This window comes from Paraburkholderia yinzeri, from assembly GCF_046581065.1.
GTDB lineage: Bacteria > Pseudomonadota > Gammaproteobacteria > Burkholderiales > Burkholderiaceae > Paraburkholderia.
On sequence record NZ_JBFOCJ010000002.1, the window covers coordinates 1,953,678 to 1,979,585 of the forward strand.

At 65.5% G+C, this 25,908-nt stretch carries 24 protein-coding genes; 13 read left to right on the top strand and 11 right to left on the bottom strand.

Features of this window, described 5'->3' with window-relative positions; translation table 11 throughout:
* The first annotated feature begins 280 nt into the window (after positions 1-280).
* The 9 genes from WJ542_RS25930 (at position 281) to WJ542_RS25970 (ending at position 11,323) form a co-directional block, all read left to right on the top strand.
* Entirely contained in the window at positions 281-664 is a 384-nt protein-coding gene (locus WJ542_RS25930; RefSeq protein WP_411192323.1) for a hypothetical protein, read from the top strand.
* Complete coding sequence (locus WJ542_RS25935; RefSeq protein WP_411192324.1) at positions 658-1,053, top strand: hypothetical protein; 396 nt, start codon at positions 658-660, stop codon at positions 1,051-1,053. The genes WJ542_RS25930 and WJ542_RS25935 overlap by 7 nt, the downstream gene beginning before the upstream one ends.
* Positions 1,054-1,331: 278 nt before the next feature.
* Positions 1,332-2,009, top strand: coding sequence for a response regulator transcription factor (locus WJ542_RS25940; protein ID WP_411192325.1), 678 nt, complete (start codon positions 1,332-1,334; stop codon positions 2,007-2,009).
* 90 nt (positions 2,010-2,099) lie between these two features.
* Positions 2,100-5,267 carry an efflux RND transporter permease subunit gene (locus tag WJ542_RS25945; protein WP_411192326.1) on the top strand — a complete coding sequence of 1,056 codons (3,168 nt, stop codon included), beginning with the start codon at positions 2,100-2,102 and terminating at the stop codon, positions 5,265-5,267.
* Positions 5,264-6,532 carry an efflux RND transporter periplasmic adaptor subunit gene (locus tag WJ542_RS25950; RefSeq protein WP_411192327.1) on the top strand — a complete coding sequence of 423 codons (1,269 nt, stop codon included), beginning with the start codon at positions 5,264-5,266 and terminating at the stop codon, positions 6,530-6,532. Before WJ542_RS25945 ends, WJ542_RS25950 begins: the two co-directional genes overlap by 4 nt.
* On the top strand, positions 6,532-8,028 hold the full coding sequence (locus tag WJ542_RS25955) for an efflux transporter outer membrane subunit (protein ID WP_411192328.1): 1,497 nt from the start codon (positions 6,532-6,534) through the stop codon (positions 8,026-8,028). Before WJ542_RS25950 ends, WJ542_RS25955 begins: the two co-directional genes overlap by 1 nt.
* A 32-nt stretch (positions 8,029-8,060) precedes the next feature.
* Positions 8,061-8,945, top strand: coding sequence for a universal stress protein (locus WJ542_RS25960; RefSeq protein ID WP_411192329.1), 885 nt, complete (start codon positions 8,061-8,063; stop codon positions 8,943-8,945).
* Between the two features lie 210 nt (positions 8,946-9,155).
* Entirely contained in the window at positions 9,156-10,610 is a 1,455-nt protein-coding gene (locus WJ542_RS25965) for a sensor histidine kinase (RefSeq protein ID WP_411192330.1), read from the top strand.
* A 14-nt stretch (positions 10,611-10,624) separates the two neighbouring features.
* Positions 10,625-11,323 carry a winged helix-turn-helix transcriptional regulator gene (locus WJ542_RS25970; protein WP_411192331.1) on the top strand — a complete coding sequence of 233 codons (699 nt, stop codon included), beginning with the start codon at positions 10,625-10,627 and terminating at the stop codon, positions 11,321-11,323.
* 43 nt (positions 11,324-11,366) lie between these two features.
* Here WJ542_RS25970 and WJ542_RS25975 read toward each other — a convergent pair whose 3' ends face one another.
* The 5 genes from WJ542_RS25975 to WJ542_RS25995 form a co-directional block, all read right to left on the bottom strand.
* On the bottom strand, positions 11,367-11,525 hold the full coding sequence (locus WJ542_RS25975) for a hypothetical protein (RefSeq protein ID WP_411192332.1): 159 nt from the start codon (positions 11,523-11,525) through the stop codon (positions 11,367-11,369).
* 136 nt (positions 11,526-11,661) lie between these two features.
* Positions 11,662-12,336: a response regulator transcription factor gene (locus WJ542_RS25980; protein WP_411192333.1), complete on the bottom strand. Its 675-nt coding sequence runs from the start codon at positions 12,334-12,336 to the stop codon at positions 11,662-11,664.
* A 73-nt stretch (positions 12,337-12,409) separates the two neighbouring features.
* The gene (locus tag WJ542_RS25985) at positions 12,410-13,339 is read right to left on the bottom strand and encodes a LysR family transcriptional regulator (RefSeq protein WP_411192334.1); all 930 of its coding nucleotides are present in this window, start codon (positions 13,337-13,339) and stop codon (positions 12,410-12,412) included.
* 374 nt (positions 13,340-13,713) lie between these two features.
* The gene (locus WJ542_RS25990; RefSeq protein ID WP_411192335.1) at positions 13,714-14,073 is read right to left on the bottom strand and encodes a BON domain-containing protein; all 360 of its coding nucleotides are present in this window, start codon (positions 14,071-14,073) and stop codon (positions 13,714-13,716) included.
* 132 nt (positions 14,074-14,205) lie between these two features.
* Entirely contained in the window at positions 14,206-15,399 is a 1,194-nt protein-coding gene (locus WJ542_RS25995) for a porin (RefSeq protein WP_411192336.1), read from the bottom strand.
* 808 nt (positions 15,400-16,207) lie between these two features.
* Here WJ542_RS25995 and WJ542_RS26000 point away from each other — a divergent pair.
* Positions 16,208-16,468, top strand: a complete 261-nt coding sequence (locus WJ542_RS26000; RefSeq protein ID WP_411192337.1) for a DUF4148 domain-containing protein — start codon at positions 16,208-16,210, stop codon at positions 16,466-16,468.
* 295 nt (positions 16,469-16,763) lie between these two features.
* The gene (gene ilvD / locus WJ542_RS26005) at positions 16,764-18,623 is read left to right on the top strand and encodes a dihydroxy-acid dehydratase (RefSeq protein ID WP_411192338.1); all 1,860 of its coding nucleotides are present in this window, start codon (positions 16,764-16,766) and stop codon (positions 18,621-18,623) included.
* A gap of 82 nt (positions 18,624-18,705) precedes the next feature.
* On the opposite strand, the gene WJ542_RS26010 is transcribed toward ilvD, so the two are convergent.
* The 4 genes from WJ542_RS26010 to shiA form a co-directional block, all read right to left on the bottom strand.
* Positions 18,706-19,398 (bottom strand): NnrU family protein, encoded by a 693-nt coding sequence (locus tag WJ542_RS26010; RefSeq protein WP_411192339.1) that lies wholly within the window; start codon positions 19,396-19,398, stop codon positions 18,706-18,708.
* Positions 19,399-19,412: 14 nt separating this feature from the next.
* On the bottom strand, positions 19,413-20,183 hold the full coding sequence (locus WJ542_RS26015) for an IclR family transcriptional regulator domain-containing protein (RefSeq protein ID WP_411192340.1): 771 nt from the start codon (positions 20,181-20,183) through the stop codon (positions 19,413-19,415).
* Positions 20,184-20,237: 54 nt separating this feature from the next.
* A complete protein-coding gene (locus WJ542_RS26020) occupies positions 20,238-21,362 on the bottom strand; it encodes a 4-hydroxyphenylpyruvate dioxygenase family protein (RefSeq protein WP_411192341.1) in 1,125 nt (374 codons plus the stop codon).
* 187 nt (positions 21,363-21,549) lie between these two features.
* Positions 21,550-22,854, bottom strand: coding sequence for a shikimate transporter (gene shiA, locus WJ542_RS26025; protein WP_411192342.1), 1,305 nt, complete (start codon positions 22,852-22,854; stop codon positions 21,550-21,552).
* Positions 22,855-23,197: 343 nt separating this feature from the next.
* On the opposite strand from shiA, the gene WJ542_RS26030 reads away from it, so the two are divergent.
* Positions 23,198-24,394, top strand: a complete 1,197-nt coding sequence (locus WJ542_RS26030) for a pyridoxal phosphate-dependent aminotransferase (protein WP_411192343.1) — start codon at positions 23,198-23,200, stop codon at positions 24,392-24,394.
* Here WJ542_RS26030 and WJ542_RS26035 read toward each other — a convergent pair.
* Positions 24,374-24,607, bottom strand: a complete 234-nt coding sequence (locus WJ542_RS26035; RefSeq protein WP_411192344.1) for a hypothetical protein — start codon at positions 24,605-24,607, stop codon at positions 24,374-24,376. The genes WJ542_RS26030 and WJ542_RS26035 overlap by 21 nt on opposite strands.
* A gap of 53 nt (positions 24,608-24,660) precedes the next feature.
* Positions 24,661-25,125 (bottom strand): Lrp/AsnC family transcriptional regulator, encoded by a 465-nt coding sequence (locus WJ542_RS26040; RefSeq protein ID WP_027797543.1) that lies wholly within the window; start codon positions 25,123-25,125, stop codon positions 24,661-24,663.
* A 137-nt stretch (positions 25,126-25,262) separates the two neighbouring features.
* On the opposite strand from WJ542_RS26040, the gene WJ542_RS26045 reads away from it, so the two are divergent.
* Positions 25,263-25,892: a LysE family translocator gene (locus WJ542_RS26045; RefSeq protein ID WP_411192345.1), complete on the top strand. Its 630-nt coding sequence runs from the start codon at positions 25,263-25,265 to the stop codon at positions 25,890-25,892.
* Positions 25,893-25,908: the final 16 nt, after the last annotated feature.

Consider the following 25,908-nt stretch of genomic DNA (forward strand, 5'->3'; position numbering starts at 1 on the left):
AGCGGCCACGCAACGGAAGCGCCCCGAGCAGGCATCTTCGGTGCCGCGGCATTGACAAACTTAGTCGAGCTAACCGGCGCATACCAATAGCCAGGGATTAAGCTTTCTTAACGCAGGACCGGCATGGCAGGCAGGACGTGCGCGGAACGGCGCGTGCATGGGGGTTTCGGGCGAACGCGCGCTGAAGGCTAAAAGAGTTTTAATGTTCGAGACATTGTTCCGCGCAGGCCCAATCGCTAACTTGTCGCCACCAGACAGGCACACAGAAGGCGAAGCTTCCATGCAACAACCCCTGCGGATAGAACGGGTCGACGAAGACGGGCGCCGTGGTCTCAGGCTCACGGTGGGCGACGACGTGACCCTGTTGGACGGAGAGGGCGTCGAGGCGCTGATCGAGCAACTGGCGCTGTACCGGTCCGCCATGAAGCCGCCGATTCCCGACACCATGCAGCCGCGCCACAACTATCACGTCGCGCTGGATCCCTGCTGGTACGCCGAGCCGGCGCGCCTCTTCGACGCCACCGTGGTGTTCTTTCGCCACGAGGGCCTGGGCTGGACCGGCCACGCGTTCGACGATCAACGGCGCAGGCGCTGGCTTGGCGAACTGCGTGCGGCCGTCCGCGCGATCGAGGGCAAGGACCGCAAGGGAGCGAAGCCATGCTAGATTCGCGGCCGCGCTCCACCCGCGCATCCGAGGTCGAACTCGAAATCGTCAACGAGTACGGCGCGAATGCGCTCATGCTCAAGCTGGGCAATAGCCGGGTGCTGCTCGACCCGGCCTCGATCAGCGAACTGATCGAGGCGCTCGGCCTGGCCCGGGTCGAGCTCTTGCCGGCCGTGCCGGCGCAGGTGCCGCGCGACCAGCAGTTCCCCATCGAAACCGAGCCGCGCTGGAAGACGATCGTCGACCCGGGGTTCGCGGGCGTGCTGCTCTTCCTGCGGCATAGCGGGTACGGATGGGCGGGTTTTGCGATTCCGCTGGCAAGCGCCCACCGTCTGCTCGAAATCGGGCACCGGCCCGTGATGCCTCCGGGCAGCCTGAGCGTGAACTAGCCGAAGACGCCGCGCGCCCGCGGTATCTTCGAAAACTGAAATTCAGTTTTTCATTTTCGTTGAGCGAAATGCGTTGATACTCTTTTTTGTCGCGAATCGTTCATCGAAGGGCGCAAAGATTAACAACACTTAATCCAGGTGGCGATAGCGCGTTAGGTGCCGTCATGCATCATTGCGCCACACCGAATGACAGGGCGGCGAGGCGGTTTGTTTTGCAGCGCCGCAAAGATCCTGAGCAGCCGCGGCCAGCGGCTGCGCATTACCCAGATGTGCGACTCATGACCCGGATACTTTCCGTCGACGATGACGAGCTGATATTGCAGGAGATCCAGACCTCGCTTTGCGCGTTCGGGCACGAGGTGGAAACGGCGACCACGGGGCGTCTCGGCCTCGCCAAGATCATGACCGGTCCGTACGACGTCGTGACCCTCGACCGCGCGTTGCCCGACGTGGATGGGCTTGCCGTGCTCACGACCATGCGCAGCGTGGGCATCAACACGCCGGTGCTGATCCTGAGCGCCATGTCGAATCTCGACGAACGCGTGCGGGGCCTGCGCGCGGGCGGGGACGATTATCTGGTCAAGCCGTTTTCGCCCGAGGAGATGGCCGCGCGCATCGAGGTGCTGCTGCGGCGCAGCGGGCAGTCGTCGCCGACGGCGACCTCGCTCAGCCTTGGCGACCTCGAGCTCGATCTCATCTCGCGCCGTGCCCAGTTCCATCACTGCGCGATCGACCTGCTGCCCACGGAGCTGCGTATTCTGGAGTACATGCTGCGTCACCCGGGGCAGGTGTTGACCCGGACCATGATTTTCGAGGAGGTCTGGGGTTACCGGTTCGATCCGGGAACCAATGTGATCGATGTACACGTGAGCCGGCTGCGTACCAAGCTCGCCAAGGTGGGCGACAGTCCTGCCGTTAAAACAGTTCGTGGCTCCGGCTACATGCTGGCGGAGTGAGCGCGACGCGAAATGTTGCACGCTGCGGTTGCATGCGGCGCGAGCCGCGCTCCCTGCTGACCATTCTTTCCCTTTCGTTCCTGAGTTCCAATGAACGCAATCGTTCTGGTCGCCCTGAAACGTCCGCTGACGTTCGTGGTGATGAGCATACTGATCGTCCTGTTCGGCGGTCTGGCGGTGGTCAAAACACCCACCGACATTTTCCCGAACATCAAAATTCCCGTCGTCGCGGTCGTCTGGACCTATAACGGTCTGTCGCCGCAGGACATGTCGGGCCGTGTGATCTACTACTACGAGCGCTCGCTGACGACCACGGTCGAGAACATCGAGCATATCGAGAGCCAGTCGCTCTACGGGCGCGGCATCGTCAAGATCTTTTTCCAGCCAGGCACGGACATCGCCGCTGCGCAGGCCCAGATCACCTCGATCTCGCAGACGGTGCTCAAACAGATGCCCGCGGGCATCACGCCGCCGCAGGTGCTGTCGTACAACGCCTCCTCCGTTCCGGTGCTGGACCTGCAGGTTTCGGCGCCCGGCATGACGGCAGCCCAGGTCTACGACATGGCGTCGAACCTGATCCGTCCGCAGCTCGTGGCGGTCCCGGGCGCCGCCATTCCGACACCGTATGGCGGCGCGCAGCTGAACGTCGAAATCGACCTCGACCAGACCAAGCTGCTCGCACACGGCCTTTCGGCCACCGACGTCGGCAAGGCGCTCGCGGCGCAGAACGTGGTGCTGCCGGCCGGCGACCAGAAGATCGGCGCGCTCGACTATATGGTGCAGACCAATGCGACGCCGATCCAGGTGGACACCTTCAACAACATGCCGATCAAGACCGTGAACGGTGCCACGGTCTTCCTGCGCGACGTCGCCTACGTGCACCGCGGCTCGCCGCCGCAGATCAACGCAGTGCTCGTGAAAGGCAAGCAGGCCGTGCTGATCCAGATCCTGAAGAGCGGCGACGCTTCGACGCTCTCGGTCGTCGACGGCATCAAGAAGGCGCTGCCGGGCATTCTGCGCACGCTGCCGCCCGGCGTGGAGATCAAGCCCCTCAACGACGCCTCGGGCTTCGTGAAGGATTCCGTGCGCGAGGTGGTGCAGGAAATGATCACGGCGGCGATCCTCACGGGCCTGACCGTGCTGCTGTTCCTCGGCAGCTGGCGCTCCACGCTGATCGTCGCGACCTCTATTCCGCTCGCCATTCTCTGCTCGGTGCTGACGCTCTCGTGGCTCGGCCAGACCATCAACGTGATGACGCTGGGGGGGCTCGCGCTGGCGGTCGGGATTCTGGTGGACGACGCGACGGTGATGATCGAGAACATCGACACCCACCTCGAAGCCGGCGCGGAGCTCGAGCCCGGCATCATCGCGGCGGCGAACCAGATCGTCGTGCCGACCTTCGTCGCCACGCTGTGTATCTGTATCGTCTGGCTGCCGCTGTTCCAGCTGAGCGGCGTGGCCGGCTACCTGTTCCTGCCGATGGCCGAGGCCATCGTCTTCGCGATGATCGCCTCGTTCATCCTCTCGCGTACGCTCGTGCCGACCATGGCGGCATGGCTGCTGCGCGGCCAGGTGGCGGAGCATGCGCACGGCGGCGGCCACAGTGCGCCGCCCGGCGTATTCGGACGTTTCCAGCGCGGCTTCGAGCATGCGTTCTCGAACTTCCGGGATCGCTATCGCGAAGTGCTGACCAGCGTGGTCGGGAACCGCCGTCGCTTCGTGCCGATCTTCGCGCTGTGCGCGTTCGGCTCGCTCGTGCTGATCGCCTTCCTCGGCCGTGACTTCTTCCCCGGCATCAAGTCTGGCGAAATCGACATGCACATGCGTGCGCCGATCGGCACGCGCCTTGAAGAAGCGTCGAAGCTGGCGGTGCTCGTCAACGGCTCGATCCGCCAGTTGCTGCCCGGCAAGGTGACCAACGTGCTCGACAACTGCGGCCTGCCGGCGAGCGGTATCAACGAGGCGTATAACTCGACCGGCACGATCGGCCCGCAGGATTGCGACATTACGATCAGTCTCGCGAGCGAGCGCTCGCCCGTGGACGACTACCGCTACACGCTGCGGCGCGAGCTGCCCAAGCTGTATCCGGGCACCCAGTTCACGTTCCTGCCTGGCGACATCACGGCGAAGATCCTGAACTTCGGCCTGCCCGCGCCGATCGACGTGCAGATCGCCGGCCGCGGCCAGGAGGCGAACTTCGCCTACGCGCAGAAGATCGCCGCGCGCCTGCGCAAGATTCCTGGCGCCACCGACGTCAACATCCAGCAGGCTTTCAATGAGCCGACACTGAAGATCACGGCTTCGCGCTCGTTCGCCTCGGGCCTGAACCTCACGGAAGCGGACATCGCGAACAACGCGCTCGCCACGCTCTCGGGCAGCGGCCAGACGGCGCCGACCTACTGGCTCGACACTTCGAACGGCGTGTCGCACCTCGTGAACATGCAGACGCCGCAGAACGAGCTGGAGTCCATGAACGACCTGGAGACGATTCCCATCGACACGGGCACCGGCACGCCGGACGCGCAGCATGCGCAGCTGCTGGGCGCGCTGAGCCGCATCACGCAGATGGGCACGCCCTTGCTGGCCACGCACTACAGCATCTTGCCGGCCATCGACATCTTCGTGAGCAACCAGCGGCGCGATCTCGGCGGCGTGTACGACGACGTGCAGAAGATCGTGAACGACATGCAGGGCGAGCTGCCGCACGGCGCCAGCGTGCACCTGCGCGGCCAGGCGCAGACCATGAGCAGCGCCTACGCGCAGCTGCTGGGCGGTCTCGCGCTGTCGATCCTGCTCGTGTATCTCGTCATCGTGGTCAACTTCCAGTCCTGGCTCGATCCGTTCATCATCATCACCGCGCTGCCGGCGGCCCTTGCCGGCATCGTGTGGAGTCTTTTCGTGACGCACACCACGCTTTCGGTCCCCGCGCTCACGGGCGCCATCATGTGCATGGGCACGGCGACCGCGAACTCGATTCTGGTCGTTTCGTTTGCCCGCGAGCACCTCGCGCAATACGGCAACGCCGTCGAGGCCGCGATCGAGGCCGGTTTCAGCCGGATCCGTCCGGTGCTGATGACGGCGCTCGCCATGATGATCGGCATGCTGCCCATGTCTTTCAGCAATACCCAGAATGCGCCGCTCGGACGCGCCGTGATCGGCGGTCTGATGTTCGCCACGTTTGCTACGCTGCTTTTCGTCCCTTGTGTGTTCGCGCTGCTGCACCGGGATCATCAACCTTCCAAGGAGGCACAGTCATGAGCGCAAACAGGGAAGCACCGGTTCCCCGGCGATTCGGGCCGCGGACCTGGCTTATCGGCGCGGGCGTGATTGCTGCCGTCGTCGTCGCCATCGGCGTGATCCAGCGGCACAACAACATGGCGGACCTGCGCGCCGTCGCCAACGAAGATTCGGTTCCGTCCGTGCAGCTCATCTCGCCCCAGAACGGGCCGGCCCAGAACACGCTCACGCTGCCGGGCACGGTCCGCGCGTGGTACACGGCGCCGATCTATGCGCAGGTCTCGGGCTACGTGCTGAAGTGGAACAAGGACTACGGCGGGCTCGTCAAGTCGGGCGAGACGCTTGCCACGATCGACGCCCCGGCCGTGGACGAGCAGTATCAGCGCGCGATCGCCGACCTCGACGTCGCGCAGACCAACTACAACCTGGCGGCGCTCACCGCGAAGCGCTATCAGGCGCTGGCGGGCACGCAGGCCGTGTCGCAGCAGGAAGTGGACGTGCAGGTGGCCGACGCCGCCGCGCAGGCAGCCAAGGTGCGCGCGGCCCAGCACGAAGTGGCCCGTTTCCGGGTGCTCGAAGGCTTCAAGCGCATCGTGGCGCCCTTCGACGGCGTGGTGACGGCGCGCAACACCGACGTGGGCAACTACGTGAATGGGGCGGGCGGCGACGTGAGCTCGCGCGGCGCGGCGGACGAACTCTTCACGGTCTCCGACATTCACGAGATGCGCGTGTTCGTTTCGGTGCCGCAGGACTACGCGAACATCCTCAAGCCCGGCCTCACGGCCACGCTGTCGCTGCCGCAGTACCCGGACCGCGTGTTCGACGCGACCTTCGCCACGAGCGCCAACGCGTTCAACCCGCAGACGCGCACCGTGACGACCGAACTGCTCGTGCCGAACCCGGATCACCTGATCTGGCCGGGCGGCTACGCGAACGTGCATTTCAAGGTGCCGCTCGACCGCAATATCCCGGTCGTGCCCGAACAGGCGCTGCTGTTCCGCTCCGACGGCATGCAGGTGGCGCTCGTCGGACCCAACGATCGCGTGCATCTGCAGGACGTGAAGCTCGGGACCAACTTCGGAAAGACAGTGCAGGTGGTGTCGGGCCTGAAGCCCACCGACAAGATCGTGCTGAATCCTTCCGCGGGTATTCTCGAAGGCCAGCAGGTTCGCATCGTGACGGGCGCGAAGGGCACCGAGGTGCCGGGCGAGACGACGTCGGCTTCGGCCCCGGCTGCGGCGTCGGCTGCGGCGCTGACACCGGCAGAAGACGAGGACGGCTCCTGATGAAACGCATGACCCGCATTGCGGCACTCGTGGCGGTGTCGTTGCTCGCCGGCTGCGATCTCGCGCCCACCTATCATCCGCCCGAGATGATCCTGCCCGCCTCGTACACGGGCACGGGTCCGTTCGTGACGGCGAATCCCTCGGACCAGTTGCAGCGCGGGCCGTGGTGGCAGATGTTCGGCGATACGCAGCTCGACCAGCTCGAAGCGCAGCTCGACGCCGCCAACCCCGATCTCGCCGCCGCGCGCGAAACCTTTACGCAGGCGCAGGACGTTGTGGCCGCAGCGCGCTCGGGCCTGTTCCCGCAGATCGGGCTGAACGCCTACACCAGCCAGAACGGCGAATCGGCGCACACGCTGTTCCATAACAACAGCGGCACGATGCACGAGGCGTCGAACTTCTGGGGCGGGCAAGCGTCATGGGGGCCCGACTTCTGGGACCAGACACGCAACCTGACCCGCGAGGCCCAGAGCAACGCGCAGGGCGTGGCCGCCGCGGTGGCCGACGCGCGGCTCTCGCTCGAAATGGAGCTCGCGTCCGACTACATGGCGATCTGGGGCTACGACAAGCAGCACGAGATCTACAAGCAGGCCATCAAGGCCTACAGCACGGCGGTCTCCATCACGCAGATGCGGCTGGCGGGCAAGATCTCGTCCGGGCTCGACGTGGGGCGCGCGGAGAACCAGCTCGCCTCGGCGCAGGCCGCGGACACGGAGGTGCTGGCGCAGCGCACCGTTCTGGAGCATGCGGTGGCCGTTCTGGTCGGCGCCAATCCGGTCGACTTTCGTCTGACCACGATGCCGGAGCACGACTATGCGATCCCGACGGTGCCGGTCAGCATGCCGTCGCTGCTCCTGCAGCGGCGCCCGGACATCGCGCAGGCCGAGCGCAACATGGCGGCGGCCAACCGGGCGATCGGCGTCTCGCGCGCCGCGTTCTACCCGAACGTGCGGCTTTCCGCCATGGGCGGCTTCGAGGACTCGGGCTGGGGGCTGACGACGCTCTCCAACAGCCTGTGGGCCTTTGGGGCGTCGGCGGTGCTGCCGCTCTTCGAAGGCGGACTGCGGCGCGCCGAGCTGCAGGCAAGCTGGTCGGTGTTCAACGAAGCCAGCGACGACTACCGCTCGACCGTGCTGCAGGCCTTCCGCGAAGTGGAGGACAATCTCGCGCTGACCGACCGCCTCGCCACCGAGGCGCAACAGCAGCAGGCGGCGGTGGATGCGGCGGTGCGGGTGCAGAACATGTCGCTCAGTCTGTACACCGAAGGACTCGACAACTACCTGAACGTGACGGTCGCGCAGATCGCGGCGCTCGATGCGCAGATTGCCGAAGCACAGGTGCAGACGCGGCGCCTGCAGACGTCGGTTGCGCTGATCGGCGCGCTGGGCGGCGGCTGGAGCACGGCCGACCTGCCCACGCCGAAGCAGACGATCCCTTTCGGGCCGCTTGCGTATGGCTCACATTCTGCAAGCGACGCGGCCGCCGAGGCGCGATAATGAGTGGTCAGTTGTAAGGGGGAGGCAGGACGATGGGTTTCAAGGACATCCTGGTGCATGTCGACGCCAGCGAGGCCGGTCAGGTGCGTCTGCTGCGCGGCGCCGATCTGGCGGCCCGGCACGGCGCCAGATTGAGCGCGCTGCATGTGCGTGAGCGCAGCATTGCGCAGCAGCGGCGGCTCAAGGCCTCCGAGCTCGGGCTCATGCCGGGCGGCCAGGCAGGATCGCTGCGCGCCACGATCGAAAGCGAGCTCGACGAGCAGGCCGACATGCTGCACGCCATGCTCGCCGATCTCGGCCGCCAGCGCGGAGTCGAGGTGGAATGGCAAGGCGCCGACGGCCGTGCGCGCGTGATCGTTCCGCAGCGCGCACGTTACGCAGACCTGAGCATCGTCGGCCACGATCCGCTGGAGGACATCGATTTGCCCGAGGAATATTCGTTCGCGGAGACGGTGCTCTTCACGACGGGCCGGCCGGTGCTGATCATGCCGCCGGGCGGCGGCTCCGACGTCGACAGCCTGCCCGGCGAGTGTCCGCTCGGTCGCCGGGTGGCGCTCGCCTGGAACGGCAGCCCGGCGTGCGCTCGCACGCTGTCGGCCGCGTTGCCGCTGATCGAGTGCGCGCAGTCCACCGTTGTGCTCGTCATGGACAGCGACGAACCGGCACGCCCCGAACAGCTCGCCCCCACGGTTGTGCTGGATCATCTGCGACGCCATGCCGTCAACGTGGAAATTCGCACGCTCGAGCGTGGCGGGCCGGCTACCGGCAGTTTGCTGCAAGGCGCTGCGCTGGACGAAGGGGCGGACCTGCTGATCGCCGGCGCGCACGGTCGCGCCATGCTCTGGGAAAAGCTGCTGGGCGGCGTGACGCGGACCCTGCTTGCGGAGATGAAGCTGCCGCTCGCGATGTGCGGCTAGGGTGGGCGTGCGTTTTGCTCTGCAACACGGTCCGGCGCCGGCCTCGCGCTAAATGAAGGTTAATGCGGATGATCCGGATCGGTTAAATGACGATGCTGGGCAATGCGTATCCTGAACGAAATTTCATGAAACGACAGGGGAAACTCGCGCGATCTACGGAGACGAGATGCCGGTTTGCAACGACGAAGCAGTGATCGGGCTATGGTGAGCATGGGCTGGACGGTTCGCAAACCGAAGCCGCAGCGCGACGCGACAGCGTCGCCGGCGCATGCGCGCGCGTTGCAGGCGCCGGGCCAGCACTGGCGCACGACGACGTTTCGCTGGCTGACCGCCTACGCGGCGATCTTCTCGCTCGCGTTCATGGCGCTGATCGGTCTGATCGAGTATTCGGTCACGCGCGCCATGGAGCGCGAGACCGACAGCGGCCTGCGCTGGCAACTGCGCTATTTCGATGCGCGCGGCGACGCCGAGCTGCCTGGCGCGATCGCCGCGCGGCTTGCGCGAGAAAGCCCCCACCAGAACCACTACGGACTCTTCACTCCGGACGGCAGCTACGTGGCCGGCGATCTCGACGTTCTGCCGGCCGCGTTGAGGCTCGATTCGGTCGGGCAGGCGCACGAGCGCACGAGCGGGCAAAACGTCGAGTTGCGCGTCGACGACGCCTCGCGCGAGCTGCGCATCATGGGCGAGGTGAGACCGAACGGTCAGCGTCTCGTCGTCGCGCGCTCGCTCGACGACGTGCGGCGCGTGCGCGGCGATCTCATCCATGCGCTGGTGTTCGGCGGCATTCTGTGCCTTGGCGCCAGCGTGCTGGGCGGCCTGCTCATCAGCGTGCACCAGATGCGCCGCGTGTCGGCCATCCGCAAGGCCACCGCTTCCATCGCGTCGGGCCATCTCTCGGCGCGCTTGCCCAATAGCGGCCGCGACGAACTCGCCATGCTGGCGCAGCTCGTCAACCGCATGCTGGACGAGGTCGAGCGCCTCATGGCCGAAGTGAAGCTCGCCACGGATGGCATCGCGCACGATCTGCGCACGCCGCTCGTGCGTCTGCGCGCGCGCCTCTCGAACGCCAGCAGCGAAGCCACGGGGCGCAACGCCGAGGACCTCGCGGCGGTGGTCGCCGCGGCCCGCGAGGAAGTCGACGGGCTGCTCGACCGCTTCACCGCGATGCTGCGCATTGCGGAGCTCGGCTCGCGCCAGCGGCGTGCGGCGTTTTCCGAGCTCGACCTCGAGCCGCTGGTCGCCGATCTGTGCGATCTCTACGAGCCTCTCGCCGAAGAGAAGCAGGTGGTGCTGGAGCGGCATCTTGCCCCGGTTGCGCCGGTCTCGGGCGACCGCGCGCTGTTGTTCGAAGCATTCAGCAATCTGCTCGACAACGCCGTGAAATTCACGCCCGAGGGCGGGACCGTGCGCGTGCGCCTCGAAACGGTGGCGGCGGGCGCCAGCATCAGCATCGCGGACAGCGGACCCGGCATCCCCGAAGACGAGCGCACGCTCGTGCTCGACCAGCTCTATCGCGGCAGACAGACGCGGCACCTGCCGGGCAGCGGTCTTGGGCTCGGGATCGTTTCGGCCATCATCGGCCTGCACGATTTTGCGCTGGACATCAGCGGATCGAGCCACGGCACGGTCGTGCGCGTCGACTGCTGGCCGCATAACCTGTAACGGACCTCGACCGAATGAGAGTGTTGCTTACGGCGACTGCCGACACGACCCGCCACTACATGCAAAAGGCGTTGACCGAGAGTCTCAACAGCGTCGAAGCGACCGACGATCTTTTTTATGCCTCGCATCTCGCGCGAATCGAAGAATTCGACGCGATCGTCATCTGCCGGCAGAGCGAGGAGGATCTCGACACGCTGTTCGAAGTGCTGACCGATCTGCGTCACATCGACAATGCGCCTGCCATTGTGATTGCGCTGGGCCGGGCGACGCCGGTCGAATGCGCGCGGCTTCTGAGAGCGGGCGCCGACGCCTGTTACGTCCAGCCCTATTCGGTGCTCGAAATACACGAACGCATCCAGGCGCTGCGCCGCAACGTGGCCTATGCGGCGGGGCAGAACCAGGCCGACATGCACACGCTGCGGCTCGATCCGATGACGCGCGAAGCGGTGGACGGCGAACTGCGCATTCCGCTCACCACGCGCGAATTCCTCCTGATCGAATGCCTGCTGCGGCGGCCGAATGCGCCTGTCGCGCGCGAGCAGCTTACGCGCTACGCGTGGCCCGAGCGCGAGGATGTCGAACCGTCGAGCGTCAATCTCGTCGTGTCGAGGCTGCGGCGCAAGCTGAAGGCCTCCGGCGCGCACTTTCGGCTCGATACCGTGAACCGCTACGGCTATCAGCTCACTACGGTGCCGGATCTCTCTTCGGCGTGAAATCGGCCTGAAGTCGAGGTCAGCGCACCGGGGCCCGTCCTTCTTACGAACCGAAGTAGGGCGTGCAGAAGTCGGGCGGGCCGACACAGCCGCCGGGCCCGTTAGCCGTGCCTTGCAGCGACGAGCAGCCCGCCAGGGCGAAGATGCCGATCGCCACCACGACGAGGCGGCGTGCCAGAACGCCAGTGCGATGTCTTGTCATGTTGAATACCCTCCCTTTCTCCCGACCCGCAAATTCAGAGGTACCCGTCGGGCACATGAGAGTCAGGATAGTCAGGCCTACCTACCAAAACGGTCGCGTGAAGATGAAGAGATTGTTAGGTGGCGCGCTATCGCCCTCAACCGAGCAGGTAACCCGTGCCGCGCACCGTGCGGATCAGCGAAGGTATGCCCGGTACGTCGATGCGGCTGCGCAGGCGGCCGATGTGCACGTCCACGACATTGCTCGTCGGGTCGTAGCGGCCGCCCCAGACCGACTCGTAGATCATCGTGCGTGTCAGCACCATGCGCGGGTGGCGCATCAGATACTCGATGAGGCTCATCTCGGCGGGCCGCAGCTTGAGGAGCTTGCCGTTCGACACCAGCGTGTGGCGCACGAGATCGAGTTCGAGCGGCGGGACGCGCAGGATCGTCTCCGGCGCGCTGGTGTGCCGGTAGCGGCGCAGGATGGCCTCCACGCGGGCCAGCATTTCCTCGGGCACGAACGGGCGCGAGAGATAGTCGTCGCAGCCGGCGCGCAGGCCTTGCACGCGCTCCTCGACCGCCTGCGACGAACTCAGCAGAACAATGGGCGTATCGAGACCCACACTGCGCATCGTGGTGACGATCGCGAGACCGTCGAGATCGGGCAGCCGCCGCTCGATGGTGACCGCGTCGTACTGGCCGGAGAGGGCGAGCGCAATGCCTTCGCGTCCCGTGCGGGCGACTTCCACGTCGAAGCCGGACTGCGCAAGACGCGGGGCGACGGCGTCGCGGCCAACCGCTTGATCTTCAATCGCGAGAACTCGATGCATGATGTCGGCTGGAACAGGGCAGGTGAATAAAGGTCGCGTGCGCGAGGTCGCGGACGGCTAGTCGCGACGGGTGTCAGGCGACGACGTGGTGGGCGCTCGGCTGGGTTCCGGGCGTCATGGTGCGAAAGCGTTCGACGGCGAAGTCGATGAAGTTCCGCACCTTGATGCTCAGATAGCTGCGGCCCGGGTAGACCAGCGACAGACTGCGTTCGCCGCCGTTGATCGCGTACTGGTTCAGGACCGGCAGCAGGCGGTTATGTGCGAGGTCGTCGGCGATGCAGGGCAGCGGCAGGACGCCGATACCCATGTCGGCGAGCACCGCCGCGCGCACCGTAGCGTAGCTGTTCGCCACGAACGGCCCGGTCGCGCCGATGCGGTGTTGCGATGCACCGTTGCTGAATTCCCACGTGCGCGGACCGTTCCCGGCCACGAGCAGGTCGTGGCTGGCCAGATCGAGCGGCGTGTGCGGGGCGCCGCGCCGCGCCAGGTAGCCCGGCGTCGCCACGGCGATCTCGCGGATCGTCGTGAGCTCGCGACGTACCAGCGTGGCATTGATGGGCTGCCGGTCGATGGCGAAGCACAGGTCGAAGCCGCCTTCGATCAGATCGAGATGCGTGTCGAAAATCGTGACGTCGAAGTCGACGCGCGGATTGGCCTCGTGATAGGCGCCAAGCAGCGATGCGAAGTCGTGACCCGCGAAGATCGAATGCGAGGCGATGCGCAGAACGCCGCTCGGGTCGCGCGTGGTCCGTACGAGCTCCGACTCCATGTCGTCGAGCTTTTCGATCACGGCGCGGCAGCCTTCCAGATAGAGCTGCCCGGCCTCGGTCAGCGAGAGCGAGCGCGTGGAGCGGTTCAACAGGCGCATGTTCAGATGCGCTTCGAGCATGCCGATGCTGCGCGTGACGGCCGCCGCGGACATGCCGAGCTGCTTGCCGGCAAGGCCGAAGCTGTTCAGCTCCACGACTTTCGTGAACACGCGCATGGCTTGAAGCTGATTCATGGGCAACCCGCCGTGAATGTCACGCGCGATTGCTGCGGCAGTTGGGGATACACCGCGTTGTCTCCGTCTTTCGACCGGTGGCGCGTCGCGCAGCGCACGGTCTCTATCATTGATTAATTCATTATCGACCGCCCGAATGCCGGGCTGGATAAAGATGCAACAGGGTGAAGATTAAACCTCTGTCATCAATTTGACGCGGTACGAACGATGCAATGCGATTGCCGCTTCACGATTACGGCTTCGGAGATGGGGGCGGCGGGATGCAGGAGAAACTGGGCGGGGCGTTTGCGCTGCACTGCAAACGTAAGGTGCGGAGGGGGACAGCGTAGCGTCGGGCGGTGCGAACACCGCCCGACGCAATAACAACAAAACGATTACTGCGGCGTCTTCACGCTCAGCTTGTTGCTGACCGACGTCACGCCGTCGACCTTCTGCGTCGTATCGGCGGCCAGGTTGATCTGGTCCTGGCTGACACAGCTGCCGGTCAGCGTCACGACACCGCCGCTAGCGACCTTGACGTAGATATGGGTCGGATCGAGGCCCTTGGTCTTCGACAGGGCGCGATGGATCTTGCGGGCGAGCGCGCGGTTGGCCGCCTTCGACGCCTTGGCCGAGGTCGGTGCCGCTGCCATCGGAGCAGATGCCGACGTATCGCTGGCCTGTGCGTGGGCGCCCAGAGCCAGCGTCAGTGCGAACGCGGCCGTGGTTGCCTTGGCAACTTGTATCAACTTCATATCGATTCTCCTATGCCCTGAAAATTATTCGTTGAGTAACTGGGTGAATGTCCGCCGCGGGAAGCGCATGTTTTGCGATGCGACCTCCCGCGGCGCGAGTCGATGCTTGTTGCCGATACTGCGGAAACTACATCAGAACTGCGTCATGATACCGACGTTAGCCGCGAACTGGCTGTGACCGTAGCCAGGACCGTCGTTGACGAACGAGCTGCCGCTCGAGCCAGAGCCGCCGTTGACCTGGCTTTGGCCAGCCGTGCCGTACGGGTCGGAGTAGCCGTTGCCAAGACCGATGTTCGACGTCGAGCTGTTGTGGATGTAACCCAGTTCAGTGTAGAAGAACGTGCGCTTCGACAGATTGTAGGTGCCAGCCAGCGTGTACATCGTGGCGTTGCCGTTGCCGTTGTTGGCGTTGGCGTGGTAGATCGCGCCGGTAAGAGCCGTAGCCGCGTTGATCTGCCAGGCCACGCCGCCCCATTCGTGATCGACCGCGGTCGGCAGGCCGGCACCCGACGGCGCAGCGGCGCCGCCGTAGCCATACTCGTCGGCGCCCGGCGCCGACAGGTGCTGGTAGCCCGCGTAGAACTTGACCGGGCCGAGCGTGTAGTTGCCGCCGGCGATGATCGAACGCGAGAACAGGTAGACGTTGCTGAAGTTGCCGAACGCGTCGCGGGTTTCGTCGTAGATCGCCTGCAGTTCGAAGGCCGAAGCGTTGTACTGGATCTTGAAGCCGTCCGAACGGCCCTGCGCGGTGCCACCGAGCTGGTTCGGGCCAGAGCTGCCCGGCGAGGTGACGCTGCCGTTCCAGTTCGGGCTGTTGGCCAGATCATACTGGCCCTTCAACGTCAGGCCGTAGAGCAGCGGCGAGGTGTATTCCACGCTGTTGCCTGCCTGTGCCCAGTTACGGCCGCGCACCAGGGTGGCGATTGCGTACTGCTGCATCAGTTGCGGGTCGAGATCCCAGCTGTCCTGAATGATTTCAGCAGCACCGGCGTAACCGATCTTGAACGTACCCCAAGCATCGTTCGTCAGACCGACGCGGGCTTCGCGACCGAACAGCGAGCCGTTGTTGTATGTGCCGTTCGTCATGTTCAGGCCCATTTCCATCTTGAAGATGGCCTTCGTGCCACCGCCGAGATCTTCAGCGCCTTTGAGGCCGAGTTCCGACTCACCCCAGTCACCGCTTTCCATCTGCACGGCGTTGCCGCCGTAGATGCCCTGGCGGTACTGGACGCCGACATCCAGTCGACCATACAGGGTCACGCTGCTTTGTGCATGGGCGACGATTCCCGCAGACATGAGTGCCGCGGCGAGCAAAGCCTTCTTCATTCTCTCCTCCATACCTTCGCAAAAAAAGAGTTGGGTTGTAGTACTACTAACTTTGCCCAATGGTTGTTATACCGTGAGCGAAGACGCCTGTTGCAAGCAGGGCACCTCGAATCACTTCCGGGGGCGCCGCCGCTTTTGCCCTGCGTCCTGGGCGATCACGCTTGCTGTTGTCAGGGAGCGAAACTACTTTCTGCTGCGTTCTTTTGTTTATTTTCACAACAAATGTATCAAAGGCGACCGGGCGAGGCGAGGGAAGAATGCGGTGGTGTTGCGAATTGTCGCCAAATTACAAAGGGGGAAAAGGCATGCCAATGCACCGAGGCTTTATGGTCGTAATAAGTCTTTGTTTTTAAAGGAGTGTCCACTTGCCTGTCGATTTCGCAAGGTTACTCTCTATTGATTGATTTATTTTTTTGTGCAATGGTCGAAAATTTTCATGAACGAAGATTTAATGTCCCGGGAAGGCCGCGCCATGGCCTGCTGGCGGGGATGTGGGCGATTTCCTTCGACTCGGGACCGGCCAATTCTAAAGCACAAGAAAGGATTTTGTATTATTAGAAAGGAAAATGAAATATATCGGGCGCACACCCGCTTCATTGCCGTTCCAGATAGCCTGGATTAACGATGCGCCACGCAACAGAGCGCAGGGGAGTGCGGGGAGAGGTACTTTTTGCACTCCGGATTGTATCTCTCACGAGAATAGTGAATTCGCCATTTCAGGGTTTATCTGTAGGTGGTACTACCTATAGACTCCGGTTCAAGGTTCCTGCGGGGAGCCGCCTACAAGTCCCTTTCCGGAGCGTTTACCATGAAGCATTCCCTCGTTGCTGTTGTCGTTGCCGCTGCTCTCGCCGTTCCCGCGGTGTCGTTTGCTCAATCCAGTGACTCGCTGACGCGTGCCCAGGTGCGTGCCGAACTGGCCCAGGTCGAACAAGCTGGCTACAACCCGGCACGCATGAACCCGCGTACCTATACGTCGGACATTCAAGCTGCGCAGGCGCGTGTGGCGCAAGAAAATACGGCTTACGGCTCGTCGATGGGCGGTGCCTCGCAAGCCGGCGCGAAGTAAGACGTCGCGCGCGGTATTCGCAACCCGCCTGCCATGCAGGCGGGTTGGTTCGATTCCCCCGTTCGCGGGGAATGTTGTTCCTCTCGTTTTTCCCCCGCTTTTTCTCGAATTCCCCCCGCTGTAGCCGTCGGCGCCGCGTTGTGCGTGGCGAAGGCGCGCGACCGCGCCCCGCTCGGGCCTGTGCAATAATTCCCGGTCTGCCCAGGGCGCGACTCAAGAGGTTGTACGCACGGGCGCGCGAGGGCCTTCAATCCCGTGGCCCGCCATTTCCTGCGACCTTTCTACAGCACCCACGATGCCCACATACCGTTCCAAAACCTCCACCGCCGGCCGCAACATGGCGGGTGCGCGCTCCCTGTGGCGCGCCACCGGCATGAAAGACGACGATTTCGCCAAGCCGATCATCGCGGTGGTCAACTCGTTCACCCAGTTCGTGCCGGGCCACGTGCACCTGAAGGACCTGGGCCAGCTCGTCGCGCGCGAGATCGAGGCCGCGGGCGGCGTGGCCAAGGAATTCAACACGATCGCCGTCGACGACGGCATCGCCATGGGCCACGACGGCATGCTGTACTCGCTGCCGAGCCGCGACATCATTGCGGACTCGGTGGAGTACATGGTCAACGCGCACTGCGCCGACGCCATGGTGTGCATCTCGAACTGCGACAAGATCACTCCCGGCATGCTGATGGCCGCGATGCGCCTGAACATCCCGGTGATTTTCGTTTCCGGCGGTCCGATGGAAGCCGGCAAGACGCGCCTGGCGAATCCCGCCACGAAGGCCATCGAGATCAAGAAGCTCGACCTCATCGACGCCATGGTGATCGCCGCCGACACGAAGTATTCCGATGCCGAAGTGGCGGAAGTGGAGCGCTCGGCCTGCCCGACCTGCGGCTCGTGCTCGGGTATGTTCACGGCCAACTCGATGAACTGCCTGACCGAGGCGCTCGGTCTCTCGCTGCCCGGCAACGGCACGGTGGTGGCCACGCATGCGGACCGCGAGCAGCTCTTCAAGCGCGCCGGCCGCCGTATCGTCGAGCTTACGCGCCAGCATTACGAACAGGACGACGAGCGCGTCCTGCCGCGCTCGGTGGGTGTCAAGGCGTTCGAGAACGCCATGACGCTGGACATCGCCATGGGCGGCTCCACCAATACGATCCTGCACCTGCTGGCCGTGGCACAGGAGGCGGGCATCGACTTCACGATGGCCGACATCGACCGTCTCTCGCGCGTCGTGCCGCAGTTGTGCAAGGTGGCGCCCAACACGAACAAGTACCACATCGAAGACGTGCATCGCGCGGGCGGCATCATGGCCATCCTCGGCGAGCTCGACCGCGCCGGCAAGCTGCATACCGACGTGCCGACGGTGCACGCCCCCACGCTCAAGGACGCCTTGCAGCAGTGGGACATCGTCCATACCCGCGACGACGCCGTGAAAAACTTCTACCTGGCCGGGCCGGCCGGCATTCCCACGCAGGTGGCGTTCAGCCAGGACTCGCGCTGGCCGAGCCTCGATCTCGACCGCGCCGAGGGCTGCATCCGCTCGTATGAGCACGCGTTCTCGAAGGAAGGCGGCCTCGCCGTGCTGACGGGCAACATCGCGCGCAATGGTTGCGTGGTGAAGACCGCCGGCGTGGACGACAGCCTGCTCGTGTTCGAGGGCACGGCTCACGTGACCGAATCGCAGGACGAAGCCGTGGAGAACATCCTCAACGACAAGGTCAAGGCCGGCGACGTCGTGATCGTGCGCTACGAAGGTCCGAAGGGCGGCCCCGGCATGCAGGAAATGCTGTACCCCACGAGCTACATCAAGTCGAAGGGCCTCGGCAAGGCATGCGCGCTGCTGACCGACGGGCGCTTCTCGGGCGGCACCTCGGGCCTTTCGATCGGACACTGCTCGCCGGAGGCGGCGGCCGGCGGCGCTATCGGCCTCGTGCGCGACGGCGACCGGATCCGCATCGACATCCCCAACCGCACGATCGATGTGCTGGTGTCCGACGAAGAACTGGCGCGCCGCCGCGAAGCGCAGAACGCGCTCGGGTGGAAGCCTGCGAAGCCGCGTCCGCGCAAGGTGTCGGCTGCGCTCAAGGCTTACGCGAAGCTGGTCATGTCGGCGGACAAGGGCGCGGTGCGCGATCTGTCCTTGCTGGACGACTGAACGGGCCGGCGGGCTGCGTGCCCGCCTGTCCGTTGGCGAGGGCCGCTCTTCGGAGCGGCTTTTTTTTCGTTTCGGCCGACCGCTAGATCCACCGCCAGATGCCCGCGTGCCAGCCGGTCAGCGGGATATGAGCCCAGGTGGCGACCAGCCAGACGACGAGGCCCCCAAGCAGCGCATGCAGGCCGAACCCGCCCAGCCGCGCGCGACCCGCAATGATTGCCGCAAACGGCACGTAGCTCGTTTTCGCTTCCCAGGCAGGCCAGCGTTCGGGCTCGAGCCGCTCCTTCTTGTGGTCCTGCAAGGCGGCGCCCACGAGCGCGAGGACGATCATGGCCGCGGCCAGCACGATGCTTTTCGTCACCGGGAACACGGCGATATGGCAGAGCCCCCAGAGCGCGAACGACCACATCATCGGGTGGCGCGTGATCGCGTACACGCCGCGCGCCGTTTCGGGGAACGGCGCGGGCCGCCCGCCCGTGGCCAGCGCGGGATTGCGGATCAGCGAGCCCATCAGCAGGATCGACGCGATCAGCATGACGAGGGACACCAGCGCCCAGAGGGCGTCGCCGGCCTGCCACAGGGGCTCGGTGAGCGGCGCCTTGAGGTAGGCGGCGATCAGCCAGCCGAAGGTCGCGAAGGCGACCAGCGAGTAGACCCCCTGAAATCCCGCTTCGCCGATTGCGCCGGCCAACGGTTTGCGCAGGGGATGAGACAGAAGGAAATGGCTGGCCACGAAGGCGACAGCCGCCGCCACAACCGCGTCGATGCTTCCCATAAGCCTTGCTCCTGTTAGACGATATTCATCAGCGCCAGCGCCGTTTCCTGCAGCGGCACGAGCACGCGCTGCACGGCCTTCTCCGCCGACTCCCGGCCGATCGGCATGTTGGTGCTCAATGCGGCCACGACCTCGCCGTGGCGATTCTTGACCGGTACGGCGATGCCGCGCACGCCGGACTGCAACTGCTGTTCGACGAGTGCGTAACCGCTGGCGCGTGCGATCCGGATCGCTTCGAGGAGCGGCGTGCGCGCGGTCAGCGTGTGCGGCGTGAACGGATGCAGATCGACGGTGCCGAGCCAGCGGCGCACGGCCTCCTGGTCGGGGTGGTGCGCGAGCAGCACCATGCCCGGGGAGGTGAGCGGCACCGGCACGCGCGCGCCCAGCACGAACCCGGTCGTCATCACGCGGGAGGCGCTGTTGCGGGCAATGAAGACAAGCTCCCACGCGTCGAGCACGCTCACGTACACGGACTCGTTGATGCGGGCGCTCAGTTGCTGCAGATACGGCTGCACGAGCCTCGGCAGGCGCGCGGAATCGAAGTACGACCAACCCACGCGCAGCACGCGCGGCGTGAGGCCGAACTGCTTGCCGTCGCCGGCAACATAGCCCAGATGTTGCAGCGTAAGCAGATAGCGGCGCGCCGCCGTGCGCGTGAGGCCGGTGCGGGCGGCCGCCTCGGAGGGCGTCATGCGGGCGTGTTCGCTGTCGAAGGCTTCGAGGATCGCGAGACCCTTTTCCAGCCCCGCGATCCAGTCGCGCCTCGCAAGCGGCGGGCGATCCATGCACTCGGTCCTGTCTGGTTTCATGCCGGCCGGTTGGCCGGCGCAATTACTGGCTTACTGTCCGCCCGACGGCCGCGTTGCCCCCAGGGCGAGGCGAGCCTGTTCGAGCGCCGCGAGATTGCCCGCGCCAAAGCCTTCGTCGCCGCGCCGCTCGACGATCTCCAGCGCCATCTCGCCCAGCCCGCGGCGCACGAAGGTCTGCAGGAAGAGGCGCGGCGCGCCGGGGCCCGTGGTGTCGCCATCGACGAGGATATGCCGGCTTCTCAGCGCGTCGATGTCGAGTCCATGCCCGGGCAGGCGTGCGTCGAGCTGGTCGTAATACGGAGCGGGCGGCTCGACCAGTTCGAGGCCGGCCTCGCGCAGCCGATCGACTGCCGAAAAGATGTCTTTCGTCGAGAGCGCCACGTGCTGCACGCCATCCGTCGCGTGCTCGTGCAGGTAGCGGTGCATCAGCGCCGTACGCGGCGCGCCTTCCTCGTACACCGGAATGCGGATCAGGTTGCCCGGCGACACCATCACGCCCGAGGCTTCCGAAACATGCCAGTTCGCGTTCGTTTCGGGCGTATCGGAGAAGTGCAGCACCGTGCGATAGAAGTCCGTCCACTCGGCGAGCGTGCCGCGGCTCACGACCTGGGTGAGGTGATCGACCGTCTCCAGACCGGTGCCTGCGACGACGGCCTGCACGTTGTCGATGCCGTCCTGCGGCACGAAGTCGACGTCGAATACCGACTCGTCTCCGCCCGGCTTGCCGCGCCAGCGCTCGACGAAATAGATCAGCGAATGGCCGATGCCCTGGATGGCGGGAATGCGCAACTCCTGCGGCCCGATCGTTTCGTTGTCGAAGCGCCAGGCGCCCCAGCGTATTGCCTGGTGGCAGGCTTGCTGGGCGTGCTCGACGCGCATGCCGATGGCCACGACGCCCACGCCGTTTACGTCGGCGAAACGGCTCGCGAACGAATCGGGCTGCGCGTTGACGAGGAAATTGATGTCGCCCTGCCGGTACAGCGTGACGGCCTTCGACCGGTGCCGGGCCACGGCGCGAAAGCCGAGGCGGATGAACAACTGCGCCAGCGCCGCGGGATCCGGCGAGGCGAACTCCACGAACTCGAGACCGCGAATGCCTAGAGGATTGTCGCCGGGATTGCCACCAGGATTGCCGCCGGATCGCGTATCAGACATGGAGAGCATTTTCGGTCATGCGGTGGGTGCCGGAGGGCGGCGGGAGGTTTGCGTGCAGTCTATCAAGCGAGCCGGAACGGGTGCAAGCCGGCACAAGGAGACGCAAGCGCGAACGCCCCGGGCCCGGCGCTTGCGCGCGGGCTCGGGGCGTTCTTCGCGCCGCAACGCAACGCGGCGGGGCGGGGCGTCAGGCGGCGCGCATGCGGGCGGCGACGACGAGCGAGATCAGGCAGCCGGCGGCGAGGTAGCCGGCGACGAGGTGCCAGGAGCCGCCGGCCACCCCCACGAGCGCGACCGCGATGAACGGCGTGAAGCCGCCGCCCACCACGCTCGCGAACTGGTAGCCGACGCCGGCGCCGCTGTAGCGATACTCCGTGCCGAACAGTTCGGTGAAAAGCGGCTGCTGCACGCTCACCACCATGTCGTGCGCGAGATTGGCGAGCAGTATGGAGAAGATGACGATCCATGCGACGGACCGGGCTTCGAGCGCGAGGAAGAACGGGATGGCCGAGGCGAGGCCGACCACGGCGCCGATCATGTAGATGCGGCGCAGGCCGAAGCGGTCGGCGAGCACGGCGAAGAACGGGATCGTCGCGCAGCTGATCGCGCCGACCATGAGGCCGATGCTGAGGAACACGTCGCGCGACATGCCGAGGTTCGTCGTCGAGTAGCTGAGCGCGAAGGCGGTGACGATGTACATCGTGAACAGTTCGGCGAGGCGCAGCGCGACGATCAGCAGGAAGGCCTTCGGATGCTGCGTGAGCGCCTCGATCACGGGCATGCGAACCTTGTGATGGGCATGCTCGACCTTCTCGACGAACTCCTGCGACTCGTCCATGCTCCGGCGCACCCACAGGCCGATCAGCACGAGCACGATGCTGAGCACGAACGGCACGCGCCAGGCCCAGGCCTTGAACGCCGCTTCGCCGAACGTGTGATTGAGCACCCAGACGATGCCGGTGGCGAGCACGAGACCCACGCCGTAGCCCACCTGAACGCCGCTGCTATAGAACGCCTTTTTGTGCTGCGGCGCCGATTCCACGGCCATGAGCGCCGCGCCGCCCCATTCGCCGCCCACGGCGAAACCCTGCAGCGCGCGCAGGACGACGAGCAGCACGGGCGCCCACCAGCCGATCGTGGCGAAGGTCGGCAAAAAGCCGATCGCGACCGTCGAGAGACCCATCATCATGACGGTCAGCACGAGCATGCGCTTGCGGCCGAGCCGGTCGCCATAGTGGCCGAAGACGACGCCGCCGAGCGGACGGAACAGGAAACCCACGCCGAACGTCGCGAATGCGGCGAGCGTGCCCATCGTCGGACTTACCTTGGGGAAAAAGGCCGAGTTGAAGACGAGCGCGGCGACGATGCCGTAGAGCAGGAAGTCGTACCAGTCGACGACGGCGCCCACGAAGCTGCCGATGGCCGCGCGCCGCGCGCGGGATGGGGAGCGGCGCGAAGCTGTCGCATCGGGGGTGTCAAAGGCGGGGGTCATCGTGTCTCCTGAGGCTGGCGCGAACGCGGTGCGCGGCCGGGTCTTGTGGCAGTGCCCCGGCGTCGTGCCGGGGTGGGGCGTTGGGTGAAGCGAGCATAGGCCGCATGGCACGCTACGGCAATCGCTGCGCGCCCGTCTACGCGCGTTGAACGCACATGCGTGTGCGATTATCGAACGGTTTGCGGGTTAGCACCAATGCGCTGCGGTCCCGCTTTGCCGTCCTGGAGGGTCCGGGGCACAATGCCAGTCCGGACAACGATCCGAACCAGTTCCGCATGAGCGGCGCCGCGGCCCGGGTTTGCCGCGCGCGAGCGAACGAGAACGACTCAAGGAGCCGAGCGCGATGAAGTATTCGAATCTGGTCGAGCGCCTGCAGGGCAGGCGAACGACGGCGTGGGAGATCCATCATGCCGCCCAGCAGGCGGCGGCGCGTGGCGAGGACGTGATCGTGCTGAGCGTGGGGGACCCCGACTTCGGCACGCCGGAGGCGATCGTGGAACGCGCGGTGGCCGCGCTGCGCGCAGGCGACACCCACTACACCACGATCATGGGCCGCGAGCCGCTGCGCGAGGCCATTGCGCGCGAGCACGCGAACAGCAGCGGGCGCCCGGTCGGCAAGGAGCACGTCATGCTCTGCGCGGGCGCGCAGAACGGCCTGTTCGCCACGTCGCTGTGCCTGTGCGAAGCCGGCGACGAGGTGCTCGTGCCCGAGCCGATGTATCTGACCTACGAGGCCGCGATACGCGCTTCGGGCGCGACGCTCGTGCCGGTGCCCGTGGATCCGGCGCACGGTTTTCATCTCGACTGCGACGCGCTTGCCGCCGCGGTGACGCCGCGCACGCGCGCGATCTTCTTCGCGACGCCCTGCAATCCGACCAGTGTGGTGATGCCGCGCGAGGACCTCGAACGTATCGCGCAGATCGCGAAGGCGCACGATCTCTGGGTCGTTTCCGACGAGGTCTACGCCGACCTCACCTTCGAGCGCGAGCACGTGAGCATCGCCACGCTGGACGGTATGGCGGAGCGTACCGTCACGCTGGGCAGCCTCTCGAAATCGCATGCGATGGCGGGCTGGCGGCTCGGCTGGGCGATTGCGCCGGAAACGCTGGTCGGCCATTTCAGCCGGCTCGCGCTTTGCATGTTTTACGGACTGCCAGGTTTTATTCAGGAGGCGGCGTTGACCGCGCTGGAGCACCGCGCACCGATCGTCGCCGACATGCGCGAGCTATACCGGCGCCGGCGCGATATCGTCTACGAGCGGCTGAGCGGTGTGCCCGGCCTGCGTTGCCTGCTGCCGGAGGCGGGCATGTTCATGATGATCGACGTGCGCGGCACGGGGCTCGATACGCACGAATTCACTTGGCAGTTGTTCAACGCGCAGAAGGTCTCGGTGCTCGATGCGAGCGCGTTCGGAGAGACGGCCAACGGCTATGTCCGTCTTGGCTTCGTGGTCGACGAACCTCGGCTCTTCGAGGCCTGCGAGCGGATCGCGGCCTTCGCGCGCGAGCGCTTCGACCGCTCAGCGCTCGCCGTCCAGTAGATCGTTGAGCAATTCGTCGAAGGCGGCTTGGGCGTCTTCCAGCTCCTGCAGGGCGGCGTCGAACGTCGTCAGGGCAAACTGGGAGGGGCGGCCGTCGCCGGCCGGCGGAAACTGCGACTGTAACGAAGTGAACGCCGACTGGACGCGCTGCGTAGCGGTCAGCACGCGCTCCATGGCCTGGGATTCTTCGGCTCGCGCCTGTTCTGGGGTCATCGAAAGCTCCGGTGTGAGAGGGGTGAAATGGGCAGCGTGGAGACGGGAGGTGCTCACGGCAGGGGGAGGCCGTTGTCGGCTTTCACCTCGCGCAGCGACAGCGCCGACTCCACCGCGGTCACGCCCGGCAGGCCGCGCAACTGGTCGCGCATGAAGGTGCCGTAGTCGTCCAGGTCGCGCGCGACGATCTGCAGGATGTAATCCGCGGTGCCCGATACGTTATGGCAGGAGAGGATACGCTCAATCGCGCAGACTTCGCGCTCGAAGCGATCCGCGAGCGTGCGGTCGTGCTGGGCGAAGCGCACGTACACGAACGCCACCACGCCGAACCCGAGTGCGCGGCGCGACAGCACCGTGCGGTAGCGTTCGATATAGCCGTCCTGCTCGAGCCGCTTGAGGCGGCGGGCGCACGGCGTCTCGCTCAGCCCGACCGTTTCGGCGAGCCGCGCATTCGAGATGCGCGCGTCCGTTTGCAGCGCGCGCAGGATCGCCCTGTCCAGTTTGTCGATGTCGCTCATGAGGCGGGAGGGGATTTCCTTGATGGATGGGGAAATTTTAGTGCATTGCTCCAAACGTGGCGAGGAGGCGCAAGAAAATCGCCAGAAATCGCTCCTTCGTTGGCGGCAACATAGAGCCTCCATCCAACGAGGTCATCATGATTTCCGCCCACCTGCTGCTCATGTTCGTCGTCGCCCTGATCATCGTTAGCGCCTTGCCCGGCGCGGACATGGCGCTCGTGATGCAGACCAGCATGAGCCGCGGCGCGAGGAGCGGCTTCGCGGCGGCTTGCGGCCTCGGCATTGCGCGCGCGACGCACGTTACGCTCTCGGCCTGCGGCCTAGCGGCGCTGCTGCACAATGCGCCGTGGCTTTACGACGGGGTGCGCTATGTCGGTGCGGTCTATCTGGGGTGGGTGGCGCTGCAAATCTTCCGGGCGCCGGTCTTCGCGCTGCCGGAGGCGGGCACTCAGACGGCCGTGGCACGTTCGCGCCGCGCGGACTTCGTCAAGGGCCTGCTGACGAACCTGCTCAATCCCAAGGCGTTGCTGTTCTGCTCCGTGCTGCTGCCGCAGTTCATCCGGCCGCAGGCGGGGTCGGTGTGGCTGCAGGTGTTGCAACTGGGCATTCTGCTCGTTATCGTCTGCGCGCTTTTCGACATGCTCTACGTGCTGGGCGCCGCGCGCATTGCCGTATGGTTGCGCAAGCATCCGGTTGCGCAGACCGTGCAGAAGTGGGCGTTTTCTTCGGCGCTGGTGGCCTTTGCGGTGCGCCTGTCTCTCGATTGAGGGGCGGCGCGAGACA